We start from the raw sequence: 23481 nt of genomic DNA on the forward strand, positions 1-23481 counted from the left end.
CCGCATGTTCGACCTCATCGCGCACGCCATCCCGGTCTTCGTGCTCTGCCTGATCCTGGAGGCCGTGTCGTTCGTCGTGCGGCCCGACGACGACGAGCGCGGCTACGAACTGCGGGACACCCGGACCAGCCTGACGATGGGCATCGGCAATGTGGTCATCAACATCGGCTGGAAGCTGGTGGTGCTGGCGGTCTTCAGCGGGGTCTACCTGCTGGCCCCGGTGCACCTGCCGGCCGGCAACCCGCTGACCTGGATCGCGCTGTTCGTCGCAGACGACGTCGCCTACTACTGGTATCACCGCACCCACCACACCATCCGGGTGTTCTGGGCCAGCCACGTCGTGCACCACTCCAGTCAGCACTACAACCTGTCCACCGCCCTGCGCCAGACCTGGACGCCGTTCACCGCGGTGCCGTTCTGGATCCTGTTGGCGTTCGCCGGTTTCGCCCCGTGGATGATCCTGCTGCAGCAGTCGGTCAGCCTGCTCTACCAGTTCTTCATCCACACCGAGCGCGTCGGCAAGCTCTGGCGGCCAATCGAATTCATCTTCAACACCCCATCGCACCACCGAGTGCACCACGGGGCGAACGCCCAGTACCTCGACAAGAACTACGGGGGAATCCTCATCGTCTGGGACCGGCTGTTCGGCACCTTCCAGCCCGAAGACGAGCGCGTGGTCTACGGCTTGACCAAGAACATCGACACGTTCAATCCGGTGCGGGTGGCCACCCACGAGTACGTCGCGATCTGGCGTGACATCCGTGCGGCGCGCAGTTGGCGTGCCGCGCTGGGTCACCTGTTTCGCGGCCCGGGATGGCAGCCGGCCGGCTAGGCACGCGACAAGAACCGCGGTGCGATGCTCGCCGCGGTGGTGGCGACCGCCGCCGATCCCAGCGCCTGAGTCCAGCCGATCGGGCCCAGCGGTGTGCAGCCCAGGAACTGGCTGACCCCCGGTGTGCTGATCAGGATCGCCAGCGCCGCGAACGAACCGCCCGCAGTGACTGCTACCAGCGGTGAGCGTGACTCCAACAGGGTCTGGCTCAGCTGGGTGGTGACGAACGCGACCAGAGCCACCGTGGCGGCACGCCGGGGAAAGCCGGTGAGCCGCGCCATCATCCACGCCGCGATGGTGGCGCCGGCGGTGGTCGTGCCACGCAGCGCCACCGCGCGCATCAGCGCCTTCTCGTCGGGCCCACGCCCCCCGAACGGTATGGGGCGACGCGGTTGGCTGATCGCCAGCGCGGTGGCGGGAAATGCGTCGATCGCCATGTTCACCAGCAGCAACTGGCGGGTGTTCAGTGGAGCCCGGCCGGTCAGCGCGCAGCCAAGGAGCGCGAATGCCGCGCCGCTGGCGTTGCCGCCCAACAGCACCGCCACTGCCGCCTGTACCCGCTGCCATAGTTGGCTGCCCTCGTTGAGGGCGTCCAGCAGCGTCTCGATCCGGCCGTCGAGCAGCACCACGTCGGCGGCGGTGTGGGCGGCGTCGCTGCCCTGGGCGACGATGCCGATCCCGACGGTGGCGGCGCGGATGGCCGCGGCGTCGTTGGCGCCGTCTCCGACCATCGCCGACACCTTGCCGCTGCGTTCCAGGGCCTGGACGACCTGCACCTTGTTCGCCGGTGACATGCGGGCGAAGACCACCCGTTCGGCCACCGCGAGCTCCTGCTCCTTGCCCGACAGGGCCTCCCACTCCATGCCGGTGATGACCTGCTCGGCGTTGACCTGCAGGCCCATCTTGCGGGCGATCGCACGACCGGTGGTCGGGTGATCGCCGGTGATCATCCGAACCGGCACCTCCCGCAGGGACAGCTCGGCCAGCAGGCCCGCCGACCCGGCGCGCGGGGTATCGGAGATGCCGACGAACCCGACCAGAGTCAGCCCCCCGGTACACAGCGCAGCCATGGCAGCCAGCTGAGCGTCGGGATCGTCAGGGCCTTCCGAAAGCGACTGCGCCTGTTCGAGGCTGAGCTCGCGCCGGGCAACCGCCAGGACCCGCAGTCCTTCGGCCGCGAGCTGCTCGACCAGGTCATAGACGTCGGCTGCAACATCTGTGCAAGCGGCGAGCAGTACCTCGGGGGCGCCCTTGATGGTCAGTTCGGTCCCGATCACCGACGCCGAGAACGGCCTCCCGGAACGGAACGGCAGATGAATGTCAGCACCATCCGGTTCGGCGGCACCGATCACCGGCTCCGCCGCCGCCACGATCGCGGCGTCGGTGGCGTCGACGTGGCTCTGCCCCTTGGCCGACGGGGTCGCGCGCACCGCGCACCGCAGCACCTCGTCACGGGAATGATCGGCTGCCGTGCGCACCTCGGTGACCCGCAACCGGTTCTCGCTGAGGGTCCCGGTCTTGTCAAAACAGACCACGTCGACCCGGCCGAGGGCTTCTACCGAGCGCGGGACCCGCACCAGTACACCGGACTTGGTGAGTCGACGTGCAGACGCCTGCTGTGCCAGCGTCGCCACCACCGGCATGCCCTCGGGGACGGCGGCGACGGCCACGGAAACACCGTCGGTCGCTGTCTGGTGCAACCCGGTACCACGCAACAACCCGAATGCGCTGACCAAGCCGCCGGCCACCAGGCTCAGCGGCCAAATCCGGGTGGTGATCTGGCCGAGCTGATGACCGAGCCCGATATCGTGATGCCGGCTGGTGACCAGGTCGGCGGCGCGGCGTACCTCGGTGTCGGGACCCACCGCGGTCACCAACGCCAGGCCCGTTCCGGCCGCCACGATGGTGCCGGCGAAAAGCATGCAGCGCCGCTCAGCCAGCTCGGCGCCCGGGGTGGCATCGATCTGCTTGGTCACCGGCAACGACTCACCGGTCAGCGATGCTTCGTCGATCTCCAACTTCTCCTGCTCGACCAGGCGGGCATCGGTAGGCACCACATCATTGGCCCCCACTTCGATCAGGTCACCACACTGCAGCTCGTCGGGCAGCACCTGTACGCGTTCGCGGGTGCCGTCGGGCCGGATGGTCACCTTCCATGCAGGCGGGATCTGCTCGGCCAGTAGCCGATCCAGCCGTAGCTCGGTACTCAGGCGTTGCCCGGCAGCCAGGAACGCGTTACTGACCAATACCGAGCAGACCAGGGCGGCGTCGATCGGCGAGCCCAGGATCGCAGTGGCCGTGGCACCCAGCCCCAGTATCGGAGTCAGCGGGTCTGACAATTCCTCACGCACCGCCTCGACGAATTGCCAGATCATGTGGCGCGGCGCCGCGTCCGCGGCGAGCCCAGCGGATGCGGGGTCCGACGATGAAGCCAACGTGGCACGAACCCGTTCGACCGACATGGCATGCCACTCATCGACGGGAACCGGCCGGGGCAGCGGTGCATTGATCACCGCGCGCGCCAACCGGTATCCGGACCACAGGCCCGCAGCCGCGCCCACGACGACCGCTTCTGGGCCGCGACCCTGGACGGTCGGAATCAGCATGAGCGAACCCATCGCCGAAGCGCCGATGGACAACTCGATACCCCGTTTGCTGGCGGCTTTGGCTGCGGGGATCGCATGCAGCACCCGCCACACCCCGGCGAGATCATCGACGATCAGGTCCGCGCTCCACGGCTGGGTCTCGGCGGCACCGTCGGGCAGGATGCCCACCCCGAGATCGGCGGCCGCCAGCGCCCGGTTGGCCGTCGAGGAGATCACTGCGACGCTGTGACCGTCCTGCTGATGGCGACGCACAGCGTCGAGCAGGGTGTTGTCGATCGAGTTGCCCGTCGCCGGTGCGATCTCATCGAACGCCGGCCTCAACTCACCCAACCCGGCGGGGTCGTCCACCGAAACCACCCGCACGTCAGCTCGTTGTGTCTCGGCGAGCGTCGAGGCCGCCAGCGGATGGTGCGCCGGTGCGAAGAGCGCCTCCGTGCCGTTCCACCCGTTGTTGCGGTGCGTGCCGGCCACTGAGTGCCAGCCTGGCTGCAGGTCGCCCGCCGCCAGCATGGCCTGAGCGCGCTCCCACATGGTCAGATCCTTGTCGCCGGCGCCGCGAAGCCGCACCAGGCGCAACTTGTCGCTGCGGAGCACCCGCGGATCGAGGATCACCACGTCGATTCGGTCCAGCTGACGTAAGGCGTCCGTGTGCAGCTGTAAGGCCTCGTCGTTGTCGGCCAAGCCGCGGACCAAAGTCGCCGCGAATGATTCCTGTGTGGACCGGACGGCCTTGGGTACGGCAACCAGCGCGGCGTTTCCGGCCAGGTTCGGGTCGCGGCTGACGGCACCGACCACGGCCGCGCCGATCGCCTGAATCCAACTGCCGCGCAGCAAGTGTCGTTCGACTGGTCCAGTCGGCCGGATATCGGTGGCGGGGTCCGGCAGTTCGTGGGGCCGGCCGGTCAGGCGGGTCAATTGCGGTTCACGTCGAGTCCGTGCCCGTTCTTCGGCCCGTGCTTCGGCAGCCTTGAAGGAGTTGATTGCCAGGTCCACTGCCACCATCGACGGTGCTGCGGCGAGCGCGTTGGCGGCAGTGGTCGCCAGCCCCAATGCAGTGTCGGTGGCGCGCTTGCCGATTCGCTCCTCGATCAGGCGGCGCAACCGCGGCTGATGATCCAAGGCGACCACGGCGCCTTGGATGCTGGCCGGCAGACGGTGGATCCGCAGGGCGCGGCCGGCCAGTGCGATGCCCATGCCGACGGCGGTGATACCCGCCATCGCTGCGCTGCTGACCGCGATCAACCCGTCGCCGGGTTCGGGGGTGGAGCGGGTGGTGGGTCGCCCCTCGGTGACGTCGTACAGGTCGCCGAGGGGCGGTGGATTATCGGGGTCGTCGTCGGGTTCGGCCTCGTAGAGCGCGTCCAGTGCCGGGATGAGGTCTTCGGCGAGAACAGGCATCGCGGGGGGCATCGGTCTCCTTTGCTTGGCGACCGAATCTGCCGGGCGAAAACTTCGGTCGACATGGCCAATCGTCCGAAGGTCTGGCTCGCGGTGTGTCAGAGGTCCGCTGAATGACCGGGTGGGGCGGGCCCACCGGATTGACGACCATTCACATCCGCCACGGGTGCGGCGGGTAGGAGTTACTCCCCTTCGCGGCCGACGCTAGAACCGCTTGGCGGCGGTCGGCTGAACGTCCGCGAGATTTGACTTGAAGTTCCGGTGAATGCTTTACCTAGCACCGGGTCTGGTGATGCCTAGTGCTTGCCGACCCACTCGTCGTAGAACGGCGGCATGGCCGAGGCCCGCGCGGTGAATTGCGCGTCGCGCTTCTCCAGGAAGGCCCGCACCCCGTCGGCGCCGTCGCCGATGCTGGTGTAGAACATCGCCAGCGAGTCCACCCGGTGCGCCTCGACCGGGTCGGGTTGCGCGGAGTTGCGGTAGAGCATCTGGCGGATCAACGCGAACGAAACCGGCGAGCGGCCCTTGGTCCACGCGTCGGCCAGCGCCCGAGCCTGCGTCAGCAGTGTCTCTGGTTCGTGGATGGACTGGGCGATCCCACAGGCGCGCGCCCCCTCGGCGTCGAGGATGTCGGCGCGGTATAGCAGGTCCAAAGCCGTTGGGACACCGACGATACGGGGCAGGAACCACGTCGAGCACGCCTCCGGGGTGATGCCCAGCTTCCCGAACACCAGACCGAAACGCGCCTTGGTCGAGAACAGCCGCGCGTCCATCGCCAGCATCATGGTGGCGCCGATCCCGACCGCCGCACCGTTGACCGCGGCGATCACCGGCTTGCGACAGCCATAGATCGCCAGCGTCACCCGCCCGCCGGTGTCGCGCACCCGGGCCAGCTCGGGATCATCGAGGTCGGCCATGGCGGCCAGCGACGGCGACTTGGACTCGTCGAGCCCGAACACATTGCCCGAGCTGGACAGGTCCATGCCCGCACAGAACGCGCGTCCGGAGCCGGTGACGATCACCGCGCGAACGGCATCGTCGTCGTTGACCTCGACGAATGTGCGCTCCAGCTCCTCGGCCATTTCGACGGTGAACGCGTTGAGATTGTCCGGTCGGTCCAGGTAGACGGTGAGAATGCCGTCTTCGACCTCGTGGCGCAGCGTGTTGAACTCCATCTCCCGAGGCTAGTTGCACCGACCTGTTGACTCTGCCCCCGGGGGAGCTTCGACACTGGAGCGCATGACGACACTGTTGCCCATCGGGGACTTCTCCCGGATGACCTATCTGACCGTCAAGGCGTTGCGGCTCTACCACGAGCGCGGCCTGCTGGCACCCGTGCAGGTGGACCCGTCGTCGGGGTACCGCTACTACAGCCCGGACCAGGTGCCGATCGCCCAAGTCATCCGCCGGCTGCGCGATCTGGGCATGCCGCTGGACGAGCTGACCGAAGTGGTCCGCGCCGAGCAGGTCACCGACCGCAACCGGGCCATCGTGGCTCACCTGCAACGGCTCCAAGACCGCCTGGCGCAAACCCAGGCCAGCGTGGAATCGCTGCGGGCGCTGCTCGAAGACTCCGGCGACGCCTGCGACGTCACTTACCGGTCGGTGCCGGCCACGTCGGCGGCCGCGGTCGTCGACCAGGTGGCGATGGCAGACATCGATGACTGGTGGGCGCAGGCGTTCTCCGAGCTCGATGCCGCGGTCGCCGATGACGCCCCCGGGGTTCGCGCTGCGTTGTACTCGGCGGAGTTCTTCGAAGCCGGCGGGGGAGAGGTGATCGCGTTCCGGCCGGCGAGCGCCGCGACGGCCCGGGGCAGGGTGCGCACGCTGGAGATTCCTGCAGCGGAACTGGCGGTCGCGGTGCACCGCGGGGCGTTCGGCGAGCTGGACCGCACCTACGGCGCGCTGGGCACCCATGTTGCCGAACGCGAACTGGGTGTCGACGGACCGATCCGCGAGTACTACCGGGTGTCCGGCTACGACACCGACGACGAGACAGCGCATCGCACCGAGGTGTGCTGGCCGATCTTTCGCACCAAATCCTGACCCACGACAAGGAGTTCTCCCATGGACATCACGCTGCACACCGTCACCTTCGACTGCGCCGACGCCGGCAAGCTGGCGCGATTCTGGTCGCAGCTGCTGGCCCGACCGGTCGACGAGGGAGCCAGCGCCGAGATCGCCTCAATCGGCATCTCAGCGCAGACGCCTCCACGCCTGGTGTTCGTGCAGGTGCCAGAAGCCAAGCAGGTCAAGAACCGAATCCATCTCGACCTGGTCGCGGCGGACCTGACCGCCGCAGTCGAACGGGCCCTGGAACTGGGCGCCGCCCGGTTGGCCGATCATGCCGAGGGCGGTTACCGGTGGACCACACTGACAGACCCCGAGGGCAACGAGTTCGACCTCGTGGCGGCCTGACATGTCCTTGCTGACAAACGCATTGGTCGCCGCCGGACCGACCGCCGAACATCGGGACGCGATGGCCCTCTACGGGTGGTTGGTCGGTGGCCGCTGGGATCTTGACATCACCTGGTTCGGCGACGAGGGCACCCGGCACGTCGCGGGTTGGATGGTCGCGGACTGGGTGCTCGACGGACGGGCCGTCCAGGACGTCTGGCACGCCGAAGGACTCTTTCACGGGTCGACGCTGCGCATCTTTGACCCGGCTATCGATGCCTGGCACATCCAGTGGACGGAACCGCAACTGGGACTTCGGCTGCACCAACTGGGCAAGGCCGACGCGGACGGGATCGTGCAGGACGGCACGCTGCCGGATGGCTCCGCCATCCGATGGAGCTTCCGCGACATCGGCCCGGACTCGTTTCGCTGGCGCGATGAACGCAGCGACGACGGGCGCACCTGGGTGCTCAAGCAGGAGTATCTCGCCCGCCGCCGCTGAATCCGGTGTCAGGCGGTGACAGCGTCTTTCGCCTCGGTACGCGAGAGGAACCGGGGTGCGATGCCCGCCGCGGTGGTCGCGATCGCCGCCGATCCCAATGCCTGGGTCCAGCCGATCGGGCCCAGCGGCGTGCATCCCATGAACTGGCTGATCCCCGGGATGCTGATCAGCAGTGCCATCGCCGCGAACGAGCCGGCCGCGGTAGCCACCAGCACCGGCGAGCGTGACTCCAACAGGGTCTGTCCCAGCTGAGTGGTCACCAGCGCGACCAGTGCCACGGTGGAGGCGCGTCGGGGAAAGCCGGTGAGCCGGGCCATCATCCATGCCGCGATCGTGGCACCGGCGGTGGTCGAGCCACGCAGCGCCACCGCGCGCAATAACGCCTTCTCGTCGGGCCCGCGTCCCCCGAAGGGCATCGGGCGCCGCGGTTGGCTGATCGCCAGCGCGGTGGCCGGGAACGCGTCGGTCACGATGTTGACCAGCAGCAGTTGCCGGGTGCTCAACGGCGACTGACCCGTCAGCGCGCTGCCGATGATCGCGAACAGTGCGCCGCTGGCGTTACCGCCCAGCAGCACCGCCACCGCCGCCTGCACCCGCTGCCACAGTTGGCTGCCCTCGTTGAGGGCGTCCAGCAGGGTCTCGATCTTGCCGTCGAGCAGCACCACGTCGGCGGCCGTGTGCGCGGCGTCGCTGCCGTGCGCGACGATGCCGATCCCGACCGTGGCGGCCCGGATTGCGGCGGCGTCGTTGGCGCCGTCGCCGACCATCGCCGACACCTTGCCGCTGCGTTCCAGCGCCTGCACCACCTGCACCTTGTTCGCCGGCGACATGCGGGCGAACACCACCCGCTCGGCCACCGCACGTTCCTGCTCCTTACCCGAGAGGGTTTCCCATTCCGAGCCGGTGATGACCTGATCGGGAGACAGCTGCACGCCCATCTTGCGGGCGATGGCCCGGCCGGTGGTCGGGTGATCGCCGGTGATCATCCGAACCGGCACCTGGCGGCGGTGCAGCTCGGCGAGCAGGCCGGCCGACCCGGCGCGCGGAGTGTCGGAGATGCCGACGAAACCGACCAGGGTCAAACCGTCGGCGCATTGGCGGGCCATGGCGGCAAGCTGGGCTTCGGCGTCGTCGGGATCAGCCGAAAGCGATTGCACTTGAGCCGGACTGAGCTCGCGTCGGGCAACCGCGAGAACCCGCAGTCCTTCGTCGGCCAGCTGCTCCACCACGTCGTTGATATCGGCCGGGACGCTGTCGCAGGCGGCGAGCACCACCTCGGGTGCTCCCTTGATGGTCAATTCGGTACCGAACACCGATGCCGCGAAGGGCCGACCGGAGCGGAACGGCAGATGGGCGTCGGCGGCCCCCGGCGCGACGGCGCCGGACACCGGTGCCGCCGCCGCCACGATCGCGGCGTCGGTGGCGTCGACGTGGCTCTGCCCCTTGGCCGACGGGGTTGCGCGCACCGCGCACCGCAGCACCTCGTCACGGGAATGATCGGCTGCCGTGCGCACCTCAGTGACCCGCAACCGGTTCTCGCTTAGGGTCCCGGTCTTGTCGAAGCACACCACGTCGACGCGGCCCAGGGCCTCCACGGAGCGGGGGACCCGCACCAGCACTCCGGATTTGGTGAGGCGCTGGGCTGAGGCGTGCTGAGCCAGCGTCGCCACCACCGGCAGGCCCTCGGGGACAGCGGCGACGGCCACCGACACTCCGTTGGCCACCGCCTGCTGCAGCCGGGTGGCCCGCAACACCCCGAGCACGCTGACCAGACCGCCGGCCATCAGACTCAGCGGCCAGGTCCGGCTGGTGATCTGTCCGAGCTGATGGGTCAGGCCGATATCCCCATGCCGGCTGGTGACAAGGTCGGCGGCGCGCCGCACCTCAGTGTCGGGACCCACCGCGGTCACCAACGCCAGACCGGTCCCGGAGGCCACGGTGGTGCCCGCGAACAGCATGCAGCGCCGCTCGGCCAGCTCGGCGCCCGGAGTGGCGTCGATCTGCTTGGTCACCGGCAACGACTCACCGGTCAGTGAGGCCTCGTCGACCTCCAACTTCTCCAGTTCGATCACACGGGCGTCGGCGGGCACCACATCGTCGGGACCCACCTCGATCAGATCGCCACGCTGCAGCTGTTCGGGGAGCACCTGAACCCGGTCGCGGGTGCCATCGGGCCGGATCGTCACCTTCCAGGCGGGCGGGATCTGCTCGGCCAGTAGCCGATCCAGCCGCAGCTCGGCGCTCAACCGTTGACCGGCCGCCAGGACGGCGTTGCTGACCAGGACAGAGCCCACCATGAGCGCGTCGATTGGTGCGCCCAGCAGCGCGGTGGCAGTGGCACCCAGCCCGAGCACGGGCGTCAGCGGGTCGGACAGTTCGTCACGCACCGCGTCGAGGAACTGCCAGACCACGTGCCGGGTGGCGGTGCCGGCGTCCGGTGCGAAGTCGGGCTGCGACGGCGAGGCCAAGGCGTCACGCACCTGTTCGACCGACATCGCATGCCATTCGTCGACGGGGACCGGTCGGGGCAGCGGCGCCGTGATCACTTGACGGGCCGACCAGTAGCCGGACACCAGACCCACAGCCGCGCCCAGCGCGACCGGTTCGGGACCGCGTCCTCGCACCGTGGGAATGAGCAGCATCGAACCCAATGCTGAAGCGCCGGTGGATAATGCGATACCAAGGCGGGTGGCCGACTGGGCTGCGGGCAGGGCATGCAGTACTCGCCATACCCCGGACAGGTCATCGACGATCAGATCCGCCACCGGCTCGCTAGCGTCGGGCAGGATGCCGACCCCGAGGTCGGCCGCCGACAGCGCCTGGGCGGCCGTCGAGGAGATCACCGCGACGGTGTGGCCTCTTTGTTGGTAGTCACGCACCGCGTCGAGCAGCGCGTCGTCGATCGAATCGCCTGTCATTGGAGCGATTTCGTCGAATGCGGGCCGCAGTACTCCTAGGCCGGTGGAGTCGTCCACGGTGACTGTTTGCACCTGGGCGCGCTGTGTCTCAGCGAGCGTAGCGGCCGCCAGCGGATGCGGCGCCGGAGCAAACAGCGCCTCGGTGCCGGGGCGGCCGGTGACGGGATGCCAACCTGGCCGCAGGTCGCCTTCCGCAAGCATCGCCCGGGCGCTCTCCCAGGCGGTCAGATCCTTCTCGTCGGCGCCGCGAAGTCGCGTCAAGCGCAACGATTCGGTCCGCAGCACCCGCGGATCGAGGATCACCACGTCGATGCGGTCCAGTCGACGCAGGCTGTCAGGGTCGATCTGCAGTGCCTCGTCCCGGTTGGCCAGCCCGCGGCCCAACGTGGCTGCGAACGACTCGTGAGTGGCTCGGGCAGCTTTGGGCACCGCGACCAATGCGGCATTACCGGCCAGTTCGGGGTCGCGACTGGTCGCGGCGACGACGGCTGCGCCGATCGCCTGAATCCAGGTCCCGCGTTGTAGGTGTTGGTCGACCGGGCTCTCCGGGGATTCCGCCGTGCGCCGGGCCGATGAGGCGACCGGGCGGGCCAGCTCCGGCTCTCGCCGCGCCCAGGCCCGGGTGTCCGCGCGCGCTTCGGCGGCCCTGATGGTGTTGATCGCCAGGTCCACCGCCAGCATCGACGGCGCCGCACCGAGTGCGTTGACCGCGGTGGTCGCCATCCCCAACGCAGTGGCGGTGGCGCGCTTGCCGATTCGTTCCTCCAGCAGGCGGCGCAGTTGCGGCTGGTGGTCCAGGGTGATTACAGCGCCCTGGAGACTGGAGGGCAACCGGCGAAACCGCAGAACGCGACTGGCAACTGCGAGACCCAGGCCGACGGCGTTGATGCCGGCCATCGCGGCGCTGCTGACCGCTATCAAACCGTCGCCGGGTTCGGGGGCCGCGCGAAGGTGTCGCTGTGGGCGATCAGCCTCCGCCGGTGGGCCGGCAACCACGTCATAGCCGGGTTCGGCATCGTCGATCAGGGCGGGTATCGAGGGGGGCATCGGTCTCCTTCGCTCGGCGACCGAAGCCTCAGAGACAGCCTGCGGAACCTTCGGTCGACATGGTGAATCGTCCGAAGGTCTCGCTCGCGAAAGTCCTGGGTCCGCTGAATGACCGGGCGAGGCGACTCGCCGTATTGACGACCATTCACATCCGCCACCGGTGTGGCGGGTAGGAACTACTCCCCTTCACGCTCGAAGGTAGGACCGGTAGGCAGCGTCCAGCTGAACACCGGCGAGACCCTACTTGAAATGCCGGTGAATGCTCTGCGTTGCAGACGGTTTCGGGCCGGGTTCAGGCCCGCGGCGACCAATAGGCGAGCATCTCTGCGAAGGTGTCGAATGCCGGTTTCGAAATACCGTAGGGAGCCTCGAAGTGCAGGCTCAACGGGAAGCCCAACTCGGCCACGCCGTCGATGACCCGCTTGTACAGATCGAGCAACTGGCGGCGTTTGACGTCGGGTTCGCCCGCGGCCAGTGTCCGCACGAAGGCCTGCTCGGCGGCGACGGCTTCGTTGCCCGGGTCCTGGATCAGCCAATCGACCAGTCCGACCTTGGACTCCATCTTCGGCACGAAGCCGAACGACAACAGGACCTCGGGCCGGTGGTCGCTGACTTCGGAGAAGTCGCGGAGGAATCCGACCATCGCATCGGAGTAGAGCAGCTGCGTCATTCCGAAGGTGGCGCCCCGGTCGCATTTGAAGTCGAAGCGTTCGCGCTCGCCGTCCCGGGTCGGGATGAGGATGACGCCCCGGTTATCGACCAGGTCGTCGAACTTCGACAGCGCGTCGGTGGGTGCGACGCCGCCGCCCTCACCGTCGTTCAGCGTGCGGGGGACACCTACGAAGATGATTCCGTCGAACCCGGACTGACGCAGGCCGGTAAGGCGCGTCCGCAGCGCCGCCTCGTCGAGGAATGCGGTTACCTGCGTGCACAGTCCGCGGACGCCGGGCAGTTCGGGGTGGATGATCGACCAGAAGTCGGATACGTCGAGTTTGGGTTTCATCTCGACCGGCCGATCGTCATCCTCGGGGATCAATCCGGGGATCATGACGTGACCGATCCGGCCTGCGATACCCGCTTGTTCGGATAGCTGTAGAACCTTGTATGCCTCTTCGCGGGCGTGCTCAGGCCCGCGATCGGTGTTGGGCGGCACCAATTCCAGTGCGATGGTGTTCAACGGCACCAGGGGACTCCGATCTCATGGAATGGACATGTTGCGCCCCAGAGATCGCTCTGGGGCGCAACATGTCAGACGGTCACAGGCCGGTGCGGGCTTCCTTAGCCGCCGCGACGAGGTTGGCCAGCGAAGCCGTCACCTCGTCGGTTTTGCGGGTCTTCAGGCCGCAGTCCGGGTTGACCCAGAGACGTTGCGCCGGAACGGCATCCAGTGCCTCGCGGAGCGAAGCGGCCATCTCGTCAGTGGACGGCACCCGCGGCGAGTGGATGTCGTAGACACCCGGGCCCACCCCGTTGGAGAAGCCGATCGCGTTGAGGTCGTCGAGCACCTCCATGTGCGAGCGGGCCGCCTCGATCGACGTGACGTCGGCATCCAGATCGGCGATCGCACCGATCACCTCACCGAACTCCGAGTAGCACAGGTGGGTGTGGATCTGCGTCGCGTTCGAGACACCCGAGGTGGACATCCGGAACGATCCGACCGCCCAGTCCAGGTAGGCCGCCTTGTCGGCGTCGCGCACCGGCAACAGCTCACGCAGGGCGGGCTCGTCGACCTGAATCACCGCGATGCCGGCGGATTCCAGATCCACCGTCTCCTCGCGGATCGCCAGCGCCACCTGGTAGGCGGTGTCGGCCAGCGGCTGGTCGTCACGGACGAACGACCAGGCCAGGATGGTGACCGGACCGGTGAGCATGCCCTTGACCGGCTTGTCGGTCAGCGACTGGGCGTAAGTGGCCCAGTCCACCGTCATCGGCTTGGGCCGCGTGACGTCGCCGAACAGCACCGGAGGGCGCACGCAGCGGCTGCCGTAGGACTGCACCCAGCCGTTGCTGGTGGCGAAGAAGCCGTCCAGCTGCTCGGCGAAGTACTGCACCATGTCGTTGCGCTCCGGTTCGCCGTGCACCAGCACATCGAGGCCGAGTTCTTCCTGCAGCTTGATGACCGCGGCGACCTCGGCCTTCATCCGGTTGGTGTACTCCGCGTCGTCGATCTCTCCGGCCACCAGCGCGGCACGGGCCTTGCGGATCTCCACGGTCTGCGGGAAGGAGCCGATCGTGGTGGTGGGCAGCGGCGGCAGGTGCAGACGCTCGTCCTGAGCGGCGCGACGCTCCTCGGCCGAACCGCGCTGGATGCCCGCTTCCTTGATCTTGGAGATCTGGGAGCGCAGCGCCGCGTTGTTCAGTCGCGGGTCGGACTTGCGGGAGGCGACCGCGGCGTTGGACGCGGCGATCTCCGCGGCGACCGCGTCCCGGCCCTCGCGCAGGGCGCGAGCCAGGGCGGCCACCTCGGTCACCTTCTCGGCGCCGAACGCCAGCCAGCTGCGCAGCGCGTCGTCCAGGCCGGTCTCGGGTTCCAGCGAGTAGGGCACGTGCAACGTCGAGCACGACGTCGATACGGCAACAGCCTCCGCACTCCCCAGCAGCGACGCCAGTTTGGCCAGCGCCGCCTGCAGGTCGGTGCGCCAGATGTTGCGGCCGTCGACCACACCCGCAACCAGCGTCTTGGAAGCCAGCTCGGGCACCGACGCGATCTTGGTGTCCGCGCCGTAGACCAGGTCGACGCCGATCGCCTCGACCGGAGTACGGGCCAGGGCGGGCAGCCCCGCGCCCGGGTCACCGAAGTAGGTGGCCACGAAGATCGACGGCCGCTTGCTCAGCCCGCCGAGACGGTTGTAGACCTGCTCGGCCAGCGCGGGGGCGTCGGCGGAGATGTCGGTCACCAGCACCGGCTCGTCGATCTGCACCCACTGCGCGCCGGCGTCGGCCAGCTTGCCCAGCAGCTCGGCGTAGATGTCGGTCAGCTCATCGAGGCGGGCGATCGGTGCGTCCGCACCGTCGACGGCCTTGCTCAGCAGCAGGAAGGTGACCGGCCCGATGATCACCGGACGAGCCACGTTTCCGCCGAAGCCCTGCTCCTGGGCCTCGGCGAGCTCGGAGAGCACCTTGGCCGGGTTCAGCGCGAACTTCGTGTCCGGGCCGATCTCGGGAACGATGTAGTGGTAGTTGGTGTCGAACCACTTCGTCATCTCCAGCGGGGCGATGTCCTTGTTGCCCCGGGCTGCGGCGAAGTAGCGGTCCAGCTCGTCGGCGACGCCGGCCACCCGCGCGGGGAGTGCGCCCAGCAGCACCGCGGTGTCGAGCATCTGGTCGTAGTAGGAGAACGTGTTCACCGGCACCGAGTCCAGCCCGGCGGCGGCCAGCTGGGCCCAGGTGTCGCGGCGCAGGCCGGCGGCCACCGTCTTCAGTTCGTCCTGGCCGATCCGGCCGGCCCAGTAGCTTTCGGTGGCGCGCTTGAGTTCGCGGCGCGGCCCGATACGAGGTGAGCCGAGAACGGTGGCGGTAAAGGGTTGAGCGATCACGATTTGATCCTTCAATTGACGAGGGTGGGTCAACGCCAGCAGTCGCCCAGCTGATCCGGTCCCGTGCCTATATATAAAGCACTATAACCCTCAAAACCAGACGCCCATTCCGCGAGGCGTTGATCCGCCGGGCGCGGCGCGCCCAGCACAACGGGCAGGTATTCGGACTCGCAGGCGCGCACCGAGGTGCTCCTAATGGCCGTCGCTTCCCAGTCGGTGGGCGAACCCGTGACCAGTGCTTTGTGACGGCGGTCGTTCCTGCATACCGCTGCGGGACAGTCCCGGATTCTCACCGGGTTCCCTCTTGCGCTCCGCGGAAAACCGCATTGCGCTCGATGCCGACACCGCCTTACGGCAGCTACGGCAAACCAGTTGCGTAATGAAGATTACCTGGTCAATCGGCTCGAAGCGCCTCCGGGATCGGGGTCGGACCGTCGTTGAATTCGATGGTGCGGCCGATGGTCGAGTTGTCGGCCAGGCAGGCCGCGATCACCTCTGCGACGTTGCCGCGGGAGACCTGCCCCTTGCCGGTCTCGGGGCCGACGGCAATCCGGCCGGTCGCCGGCTCAAGGGTGAGCCGGCTCGGGCCCAGCACCGTCCAGTCCAGATCGGTGGCACGCAGGTGGGCGTCGGCGGCGGCTTTGGCCTGCGCGTACGGAAAGAACGGATCGTCGGCGGGAACACTGTGATCAGGACCTGCACCGAAGTAGGACACCATTACGAAGCGCCGCACACCGGCCTGCTCGGCGGCGTCGACGCTGCGGATGGCGGCATCGCGATCGACGGCGTAGGTGCGTGCCGGGTTGCCGCCGCCGGCTCCGGCGGAGAACACCACCGCGTCGTGGCCGGCCACCAGCCGAGCCAGGCCACCCGTATCGAGTTGCTCGATGTCGGCCACCACCGGGACCGCACCGGTGACCGCGACCTCCTCGGCGTGGTCGGGATTGCGGAACACCGAACTGACCTGGTGGCCGCTATGGGCGAGGACGGGGGCGAGCAGCAGGGCAATCTTGCCGTGGCCGCCGATGATCACGATGCGTGCCATGGATTCGACGGTACGCGGGAGCGTGGAGTGACCCCCGCTGACGCCGGCCGAGCGCGCCAGTCGACAATCGAGGCAACAAGACCCCGAACGAACTAAGGAGCACCCAATGGCTGAAGCCGTCATCGTCGAAGCGGTGCGCGCGCCTGTCGGCAAGCGCAACGGCGGACTGTCCGGGGTACACCCGGCCGAGCTGTCCGCCCAGGTGCTCAACGGGCTGGTCAACCGGGCCGGCGTGGACCCGGCCCTGGTCGACGACGTGATCTGGGGTTGTGTCATGCAGGCCGGTGAGCAGGCCCTGGACATCGGCCGCACGGCGGTGCTGAGTGCGGGATGGCCGGAGAGCGTGCCCGCGGTGACGGTGGACCGCCAGTGTGGATCCAGCCAGCAGTCGGTGCACTTCGCCGCCGCCGGTGTGGTCGCCGGACACTACGACGTCGTGGTCGCCGGTGGTGTGGAGTCGATGTCGCGTACGCCGATGGGTTCCTCGCTGGCCAACGGCGGCCGGCCGTACGGGGATTCCTTCAAGGCGCGCTACAGCCAGACCCCCAACCAGGGCATCGGTGCGGAGATGATGGCCACCCAGTGGGGACTGAGCCGTACCGCGCTCGACGAGTTCGCACTGGCCTCGCACGAAAAGGCCGGCAACGCACAGGATGCCGGCGCCTTCAAGGACGAGATCGTCTCGATCACGGACTCCGAGGGCAACGTGGTCAGCGAAGACGAGGGCATCCGCCGCGGCACCACGCTGGAGAAGATGGCCCAGCTCAAGCCCGCGTTCAAGGAGGACGGCGTGATTCACGCCGGCAACTCCAGCCAGATCTCCGACGGCTCGGCAGCGCTGCTGTTCATGTCGGCGGCCAAGGCCCGCGAACTGGGCCTGACCCCGCTGGCGCGGGTGCACACCGCGACGCTGGCCGGATCTGACCCGGTGATGATGCTGTCCGGTCCGATCCCGGCAACCCAGAAGGCGCTGCAGCGCTCGGGCCTGAGTGTCGACGACATCGGGGTGTTCGAGGTCAACGAGGCTTTCGCCCCGGTTCCCATGGCCTGGCTCGCCGAAATCGGTGCCGACCCGAAGCGGCTCAACCCCAACGGCGGGGCGATCGCGCTGGGTCACCCGCTCGGTGGTTCCGGCGCCCGGATCATGACCACCATGCTTTACCACATGCGCGCCAACGGAATTCGCTACGGACTGCAGACCATGTGCGAAGGCGGCGGCCAGGCCAACGCCACCATCCTGGAGCTGCTGTGAGTGACGCGGCCGTTCTGGTAGAACGGCGCGGAAATGTCCTGCTGATCACGATCAACCGGCCCGACGCGCGCAACGCGATCAATGGGGCCGTCAGTGCCGGCATCGGCGACGCCTTGGCGCAGGCTCAAGACGACGACGAGGTCCGCGCGGTAGTGCTCACCGGCGCCGGCGACAAGTCGTTCAGTGCCGGAGCCGACCTCAAGGCGATCGCCAGCCGGGAGAACATCTACCACCCCGAGCACCCGGAGTGGGGCTTCGCCGGCTTCGTGCAGCACTTCATCGATAAGCCCGTCATCGCGGCGGTCAACGGCACCGCGCTGGGCGGCGGCACCGAGATCGCGCTGGCCAGCGACCTGGTGATCGCCGAGCAGCGTGCCCAATTCGGCCTGCCCGAGGTCAAGCGCGGCCTGATCGCCGGTGCCGGCGGGGTGTTCCGCATCATCGATCAGCTGCCCCGCAAGGTTGCCCTGGAGTTGCTCTACACCGGGGAGCCCATCTCGGCGGCCGACGCGGCCCGCTGGGGACTGGTCAACCGAGTGGTCGAAGACGGCGGCGCGCTGGAGGCAGCCCTGGAGCTGGCCGAACGGATCACCGGTAACGCGCCGCTGTCGGTGCGCGCCAGCAAGCGGATCGCCTACGGCGTCGACGACGGGGCCATCCCCGGCGAAGTGGACGGGTGGGCTCGCACCGGCCGGGAGTTCTCCGCCCTGCTGCGGTCCGAGGACGCCAAGGAGGGACCCCGGGCGTTCGCCGAGAAGCGCGCACCGGTGTGGAAGGCGCGTTGAGCGGCGTGCCGGAGCCGCTTCTGATCTCCATCCGCGGGCGCGCCCCGCAGCTACACCCGGAGGCCTGGGTGGCACCCAACGCCAGCCTGATCGGCCAGGTCAGCCTGGCCGCTCGGGCCAGCGTCTGGTACTCGGCGACGCTGCGCGCCGAGGTCGAGCCGATCGAGATCGGCATCGACACCAACATCCAGGACGGCGTGACCGTCCACGTCGACAAGGAGTTCCCCTGTCGAGTGGGGGCACACGTCAGCGTCGGGCACAACGCGGTGCTGCACGGTTGCACCATTGAGGACGACTGCCTGATCGGCATGGGAGCGATCGTCCTCAATGGTGCCGTCGTGGGGGAGGGCTCGCTGGTCGCGGCGGGTGCCGTCATCCCGCAGGGGATGGTGGTGCCGCCCCGATCGCTGGTGTCGGGGGTGCCGGGCCGGGTACGACGAGACCTGAGCGAGGCCGAGGTCCGCAACAATCGGTACAACGCCGCGGCGTACCGGCGACTGATCGAAGTCCATCGAGCGAACTAACGCATTTGGGCCACCGGCCGCCGTTCGGCCGCTACGTTTTAGGGACGTTGCTCAACCCGCCGCTGAGGGGACGTCCTCCTATGACCCAGATCAGTCCAACCCGCCCCGGCCTGCTGCGTGAGATCACCGACATCATGACCAGGGTCGCCCTGCCCTATCACGAGCCACGGGCCGTGGTGCAGCGGCGGCGTGCCGTCGTCGGAGTGGTCGTGGTGATCGGCGCCGCGGTACTGGCCGCCATGCACAGCAAGCTTCCAGGCGATGCGGCGTTCTACTGGCTGTCGCTGGTCTTGGCCGTGGTGTGGACGGTGGGGGCGGTGGCGGCCGGACCGCTGCACCTGGGTGTGTTGCGGTTCCGCGGACGTAACGAGCGGCCGGTGTTCACCGGCACCGGCGTCGGCCTGGTGCTCGGCGGGGTGTTCCTGCTGGGCGGGCTTGCGGTACAGGACATTCCGCCGTTGGCCGATCAGGTGGTCGCAATCTTGGCCTACACCACCGAAGTCTCCTGGCGGCTGGTGGTGCTGATCGCCCTCGTCAACGCGATCGCCGAGGAGCTGTTCTTCCGTGGTGCACTGTTCAGTGCGTTCGGCCGCCGCTCCCCGCTGGTGTTCTCCACCCTGCTCTACGTCGCGGCGATGATGGCCGCGGGCAACCTCATGGTGGGGGGCGCCGCGCTGGTGCTCGGTACCGTCTGCGCTCTCGAACGGCGCGCTACCGGTGGAGTGCTGGCCCCGGTGCTGACCCACTTGGTGTGGGGGCTGGTGATGGTGCTGGCGCTGCCCCCGATCTTCGGGATGTAGCGGCTCCAAACTTTGCGCGAGCGTGCGTGTTTGCACGGCGACACGCCCTTGAGCGTGGCATTCTGCGCACGCTCGTCGCCGCTTAGGAGTCGGTGAAATTGGGGGAGCGCCGCTCCTGAAACGCGCGGGCGCCTTCGCGGAAGTCGTGGGCGTTCAACAGGATTGACTGCCCGACGTATTCGCGGTCCAGGGTCGCATCCAGCTCGGTCAAGGTCGCGGTGTTGATGGCGTGTTTGGTCTTGGCGAACGCCGCGGCGGGCCCGGCGAGCAAGCCGGCCAGGAGCTTGTCTACCTCGGCGTCGAACTCCTCGGCCGGGTACACCGCGCTGATCAGTCCCCATTCCAGGGCGTCGGCGGCCGACAGTCGTTCGGCCAGCAGTGCCAGCCGCATGGCGCGGGTCCGGCCCACGGCCGCAGCAACCAACGCGGACGCACCGCCGTCGGGCATCAGTCCAATCTTGGTGAACGCCAACAGGAAAAAGGCCTTGTCCGAGGCCACGATCAGGTCGCAGGCCAGTGCCAGGGACACGCCGATACCGGCCGCCGGACCCTGCACAACGGCCACCACCGGCCGCGGCAACGCGACGATCGCCCGGATCGCGCGATTGGCCTCGACGATGATCTCGGTCGGCACTCCTTCGGCCGCGTCGTCGGCACTGATCCCGGCACCGGAGCAGAAGCCGCGCCCCGCGCCGCCGAACCGGACCGCACGGACCCGCGGGTCGCGGGCGGCGGCTTCCATGGCGTCGGCGATACCGGCCAGCACACCGGTGGTCACCGAGTTGAGGCTGTCGGGGCGGTCGATGGTCACCGAGAGCACCCCGTCGGTCAGGGTGACGGACACGCCCGCCACCGGGGCCAGGGTGTCGATGCCGGAGTCGATTGCAGTCATGGCCCTCACCCTAAGATGCAGATCACACAGGCACACGACGAGGAGGCAGATATGGCGGGACCACTGGCGGGGCTGCGGGTCATCGAACTGGCCGGGATCGGGCCGGGACCGCACGCGGCGATGATCCTCGGCGACCTGGGTGCTGATGTGGTCCGCGTGGAGCGGCCGCCGAAATTCGGCGGCGGGGCCAGCAAGGACACCATGTTGCGCAACCGCCGCTCGGTGACCGCTGACCTGAAGTCGCCGGAGGGCCGCGACCTGGTGCTGCAACTGGTCGCCAAGGCCGATGTGCTGATCGAGGGTTTCCGGCCGGGCGTCACCGAGCGGCTCGGCCTGGGCCCGGAGGACTGCGCCAAGGTCAACGAGCGGCTGATCTACGGCCGGATGACCGGCTGGGGGCAGACCGGCCCGCGTGCTCAGCAGGCCGGCCACGACATCAACTACATCTCGCTGAACGGGCTGTTGCACTCCGTCGGGCGCAAGGGCGAGCGCCCCGTACCGCCGCTGAACCTGACCGGTGACTTCGGCGGTGGGTCGATGTTCCTGCTGGTCGGCATCCTGGCCGCGCTGTGGGAGCTGCAGCGTTCCGGTAAGGGGCAGGTGATCGATGCGGCGATGGTCGACGGGGCCAGTGTGCTCTCGGCGATGATGTGGAGCTTCCGCTCGCAGGGGCTGTGGAGCGACGAGCGTGGTGTCAACATGCTCGACACCGGTGCGCCCTACTACGACACCTACGAATGTGCCGACGGGAAGTATGTGTCGGTCGGCTCGATCGAGCCGCAGTTCTACGCCGAACTGCTGGCGAAGCTGGAGCTGGACCCCGCCGAGTTGCCGGCGCAGAACGATGTCAGCGGTTGGCCGGTGCTGCGGGAGAAGCTGACCGCGGCGTTCGCCGCCCACGACCGGGACCACTGGGCCAAGGTGTTCGCCACCTCCGATGCCTGCGTGGCGCCGGTGTTGGCGTTCAACGAGGTGCAGGCCGACTCGCACATCACCGAGCGTGACACCTTCTACGACGTCAACGGCTATCTGCAGCCGATGCCGGCGCCGCGGTTCTCGCGCAGCGTTCCCGACGTCCCGACCCCGCCTGCCGTTCTGGGAGCCGACAACGAGTCCATCCTGAGCGACTGGGTATAGTCCCGACCAACCAGACGGTTGGGATTGAGAGGGGCCAAGAGAGTGCAGATCAAGGACGCGGTAGCCGTTGTCACCGGCGGTGCCTCCGGGTTGGGATTGGCGACGGCAAAACGCCTGCTGGACGCCGGTGGCCAGGTCGTGGTGATCGACCTCAAGGGCGAGGACGTGGTCTCCGAGCTCGGTGACCGGGCCCGCTTCGTGGAGGCCAACGTGGCCGACCCCGAGGCGGTCGGCGCGGCTCTGGACGTCGCGGAATCTCTTGGCCCCGTGCGGATCAACGTCAACTGCGCCGGTATCGGCAACGCGATCAAGACGCTGAGCAAGGACGGCGCGTTCCCACTGGATGCCTTCACCAAGATCATCCAGGTCAACCTGATCGGCACGTTCAACGTGCTGCGGCTCTCGGCCGAGCGGATCGCCAAGACCGAGCCGATCAACGGCGAGCGTGGCGTGATCATCAACACCGCCTCGGTGGCGGCGTTCGAGGGCCAGATCGGGCAGGCCGCCTACTCGGCGTCCAAGGGCGGCGTGGTCGGTATGACGCTGCCGATCGCCCGGGATCTGTCCCGTGACCTGATCCGGGTCTGCACCATCGCGCCGGGCCTGTTCAAGACGCCGCTGCTGGGCTCGCTGCCCGAGGAGGCGCAGAAGTCGCTGGGTGCGCAGGTGCCGCACCCGTCGCGGCTCGGTGACCCCGACGAGTACGGCGCGCTGGCCGAGCACATCATCAACAACCCGATGCTCAACGGCGAGGTCATCCGCCTCGACGGTGCGATCCGGATGGCCCCCAGGTAGGAGAGACGATGGCTATTACAACGAAGTTCACCGAGACATTCGGGGTCGAGCACCCCATCGCCCAAGGCGGCATGCAGTGGGTGGGTCGTGCGGAGCTGGTGGCCGCGGTCGCCAACGCCGGGGCGCTGGGTTTCCTCACCGCGCTCACGCAGCCGACGCCGGCCGACCTGGCCAATGAGATCGCCAAGACCCGGGATCTCACCGACAAGCCGTTCGGGGTGAACCTGACCATCCTGCCGGCGATCAACCCGCCGCCCTACGACGAATACCGCCAGGTGATCGTCGACGCCGGCATCAAGATCGTCGAGACCGCCGGCTCCAACCCGGCGCCGCACCTGCCGATGTTTCACGACAACGGAATCAAGGTGCTGCACAAGTGCACCTCGGTGCGGCACGCGGTCAAGGCGCAGAGCCTGGGTGTGGACGGCATCAGCATCGATGGGTTCGAATGTGCCGGGCACCCGGGTGAGGACGACATCCCGGGTCTGGTGCTGATCCCGGCTGCCGCGGCGCAGATCGAGATCCCGATGATCGCCTCCGGCGGTTTCGCCGACGCCCGCGGCCTGGTCGCGGCGCTGGCCCTGGGCGCCGACGGCGTCAACATGGGCTCGCGGTTCATGTGCACCGTGGAGTCCTGCATCCACCAGAACGTCAAGGAAGCCATCGTGGCCGGCGACGAGCGCGGCACCGAGCTGATCTTCCGCTCGCTGCACAACACCGCTCGGGTGGCCAGCAACGCGGTGTCCCGCGAGGTCGTGGAGATCCTCAAGAACGGCGGTCAGTTCCCCGACGTCCAAGAGCTGGTGGCCGGTGTGCGCGGCCGCCGCGTCTTCGACGAAGGCGACGTCGACGCCGGGATCTGGACCGTGGGCACCGCGATGGGGCTGATCAACGACATCCCGACCTGCGACGAACTGGTGTCGCGGATGGTGTCTGAGGCCGAGGAGATCATCCTGGGCCGCCTGGGCAACATGGTCGAGGACGAGGACGAGGAGAACGTCGCCTGACGGCGGTG

General features: G+C 68.4%; 18 protein-coding genes and 1 riboswitch. Of the genes, 11 read left to right on the forward strand and 7 right to left on the reverse strand.

Features of this window, described 5'->3' with window-relative positions:
- The first annotated feature begins 4 nt into the window (after positions 1-4).
- Positions 5-832 carry a sterol desaturase family protein gene (locus ACJH71_RS14790; RefSeq protein WP_406758756.1) on the forward strand — a complete coding sequence of 276 codons (828 nt, stop codon included), beginning with the start codon at positions 5-7 and terminating at the stop codon, positions 830-832.
- On the opposite strand, the gene ACJH71_RS14795 is transcribed toward ACJH71_RS14790, so the two are convergent.
- Positions 829-4848 (reverse strand): HAD-IC family P-type ATPase, encoded by a 4020-nt coding sequence (locus ACJH71_RS14795; RefSeq protein WP_406758757.1) that lies wholly within the window; start codon positions 4846-4848, stop codon positions 829-831. The two genes, ACJH71_RS14790 and ACJH71_RS14795, sit on opposite strands and share 4 nt — an antisense overlap.
- A gap of 284 nt (positions 4849-5132) precedes the next feature.
- On the reverse strand, positions 5133-6011 hold the full coding sequence (locus ACJH71_RS14800; protein WP_406758758.1) for a crotonase/enoyl-CoA hydratase family protein: 879 nt from the start codon (positions 6009-6011) through the stop codon (positions 5133-5135).
- A gap of 64 nt (positions 6012-6075) precedes the next feature.
- Between ACJH71_RS14800 and ACJH71_RS14805 the strand changes: the two genes are divergently transcribed.
- Genes ACJH71_RS14805 through ACJH71_RS14815 form a run of 3 tightly spaced genes read left to right on the forward strand, consistent with a single transcriptional unit; the run spans position 6076 to position 7735 of the window.
- Entirely contained in the window at positions 6076-6882 is an 807-nt protein-coding gene (locus ACJH71_RS14805; RefSeq protein WP_406758759.1) for a MerR family transcriptional regulator, read from the forward strand.
- A 21-nt stretch (positions 6883-6903) separates the two neighbouring features.
- Entirely contained in the window at positions 6904-7254 is a 351-nt protein-coding gene (locus ACJH71_RS14810; RefSeq protein WP_406758760.1) for a VOC family protein, read from the forward strand.
- A gap of 1 nt (position 7255) precedes the next feature.
- Positions 7256-7735 carry a hypothetical protein gene (locus ACJH71_RS14815; RefSeq protein WP_406758761.1) on the forward strand — a complete coding sequence of 160 codons (480 nt, stop codon included), beginning with the start codon at positions 7256-7258 and terminating at the stop codon, positions 7733-7735.
- A gap of 8 nt (positions 7736-7743) precedes the next feature.
- On the opposite strand, the gene ACJH71_RS14820 is transcribed toward ACJH71_RS14815, so the two are convergent.
- From ACJH71_RS14820 to ACJH71_RS14835, 4 genes are all read right to left on the reverse strand, one after another.
- Positions 7744-11700: an HAD-IC family P-type ATPase gene (locus tag ACJH71_RS14820; protein ID WP_406758762.1), complete on the reverse strand. Its 3957-nt coding sequence runs from the start codon at positions 11698-11700 to the stop codon at positions 7744-7746.
- Between the two features lie 292 nt (positions 11701-11992).
- Positions 11993-12883, reverse strand: coding sequence for a mycobacterial-type methylenetetrahydrofolate reductase (locus ACJH71_RS14825; protein ID WP_406758763.1), 891 nt, complete (start codon positions 12881-12883; stop codon positions 11993-11995).
- Positions 12884-12956: 73 nt separating this feature from the next.
- Positions 12957-15251: a 5-methyltetrahydropteroyltriglutamate--homocysteine S-methyltransferase gene (metE, locus tag ACJH71_RS14830; RefSeq protein WP_406758764.1), complete on the reverse strand. Its 2295-nt coding sequence runs from the start codon at positions 15249-15251 to the stop codon at positions 12957-12959.
- Between the two features lie 120 nt (positions 15252-15371).
- Positions 15372-15576: riboswitch (cobalamin riboswitch) on the reverse strand.
- A 54-nt stretch (positions 15577-15630) separates the two neighbouring features.
- Positions 15631-16281 (reverse strand): SDR family oxidoreductase, encoded by a 651-nt coding sequence (locus tag ACJH71_RS14835; RefSeq protein WP_406758765.1) that lies wholly within the window; start codon positions 16279-16281, stop codon positions 15631-15633.
- Positions 16282-16387: 106 nt separating this feature from the next.
- On the opposite strand from ACJH71_RS14835, the gene ACJH71_RS14840 reads away from it, so the two are divergent.
- From ACJH71_RS14840 to ACJH71_RS14855, 4 genes are all read left to right on the forward strand, one after another.
- Positions 16388-17533, forward strand: coding sequence for a thiolase family protein (locus ACJH71_RS14840; protein WP_406758766.1), 1146 nt, complete (start codon positions 16388-16390; stop codon positions 17531-17533).
- Positions 17530-18318, forward strand: a complete 789-nt coding sequence (locus ACJH71_RS14845; RefSeq protein ID WP_406758767.1) for a crotonase/enoyl-CoA hydratase family protein — start codon at positions 17530-17532, stop codon at positions 18316-18318. The genes ACJH71_RS14840 and ACJH71_RS14845 overlap by 4 nt, the downstream gene beginning before the upstream one ends.
- Before the next feature lie 5 nt (positions 18319-18323).
- Positions 18324-18842, forward strand: coding sequence for a gamma carbonic anhydrase family protein (locus ACJH71_RS14850; protein ID WP_047317638.1), 519 nt, complete (start codon positions 18324-18326; stop codon positions 18840-18842).
- Between the two features lie 80 nt (positions 18843-18922).
- Complete coding sequence (locus tag ACJH71_RS14855) at positions 18923-19642, forward strand: lysostaphin resistance A-like protein (RefSeq protein WP_406758768.1); 720 nt, start codon at positions 18923-18925, stop codon at positions 19640-19642.
- 82 nt (positions 19643-19724) lie between these two features.
- Here the strand turns inward: ACJH71_RS14855 and ACJH71_RS14860 are convergent, their stop codons facing one another.
- The gene (locus tag ACJH71_RS14860) at positions 19725-20534 is read right to left on the reverse strand and encodes an enoyl-CoA hydratase (RefSeq protein ID WP_406758769.1); all 810 of its coding nucleotides are present in this window, start codon (positions 20532-20534) and stop codon (positions 19725-19727) included.
- A gap of 51 nt (positions 20535-20585) precedes the next feature.
- Between ACJH71_RS14860 and ACJH71_RS14865 the strand changes: the two genes are divergently transcribed.
- The 3 genes from ACJH71_RS14865 to ACJH71_RS14875 are packed head-to-tail and all read left to right on the forward strand — an operon-like array spanning position 20586 to position 23473.
- The gene (locus ACJH71_RS14865; RefSeq protein ID WP_406758770.1) at positions 20586-21671 is read left to right on the forward strand and encodes a CaiB/BaiF CoA transferase family protein; all 1086 of its coding nucleotides are present in this window, start codon (positions 20586-20588) and stop codon (positions 21669-21671) included.
- Positions 21672-21713: 42 nt separating this feature from the next.
- Positions 21714-22466, forward strand: a complete 753-nt coding sequence (locus tag ACJH71_RS14870) for a 3-hydroxyacyl-CoA dehydrogenase (RefSeq protein ID WP_406758771.1) — start codon at positions 21714-21716, stop codon at positions 22464-22466.
- Positions 22467-22474: 8 nt separating this feature from the next.
- Positions 22475-23473, forward strand: a complete 999-nt coding sequence (locus tag ACJH71_RS14875) for a nitronate monooxygenase family protein (protein WP_406758772.1) — start codon at positions 22475-22477, stop codon at positions 23471-23473.
- Positions 23474-23481 lie beyond the last annotated feature (8 nt).

Origin of the sequence: Mycobacterium sp. SMC-15 (genome assembly GCF_045310925.1) — a bacterium.
Classification (GTDB): Bacteria; Actinomycetota; Actinomycetes; order Mycobacteriales; family Mycobacteriaceae; genus Mycobacterium.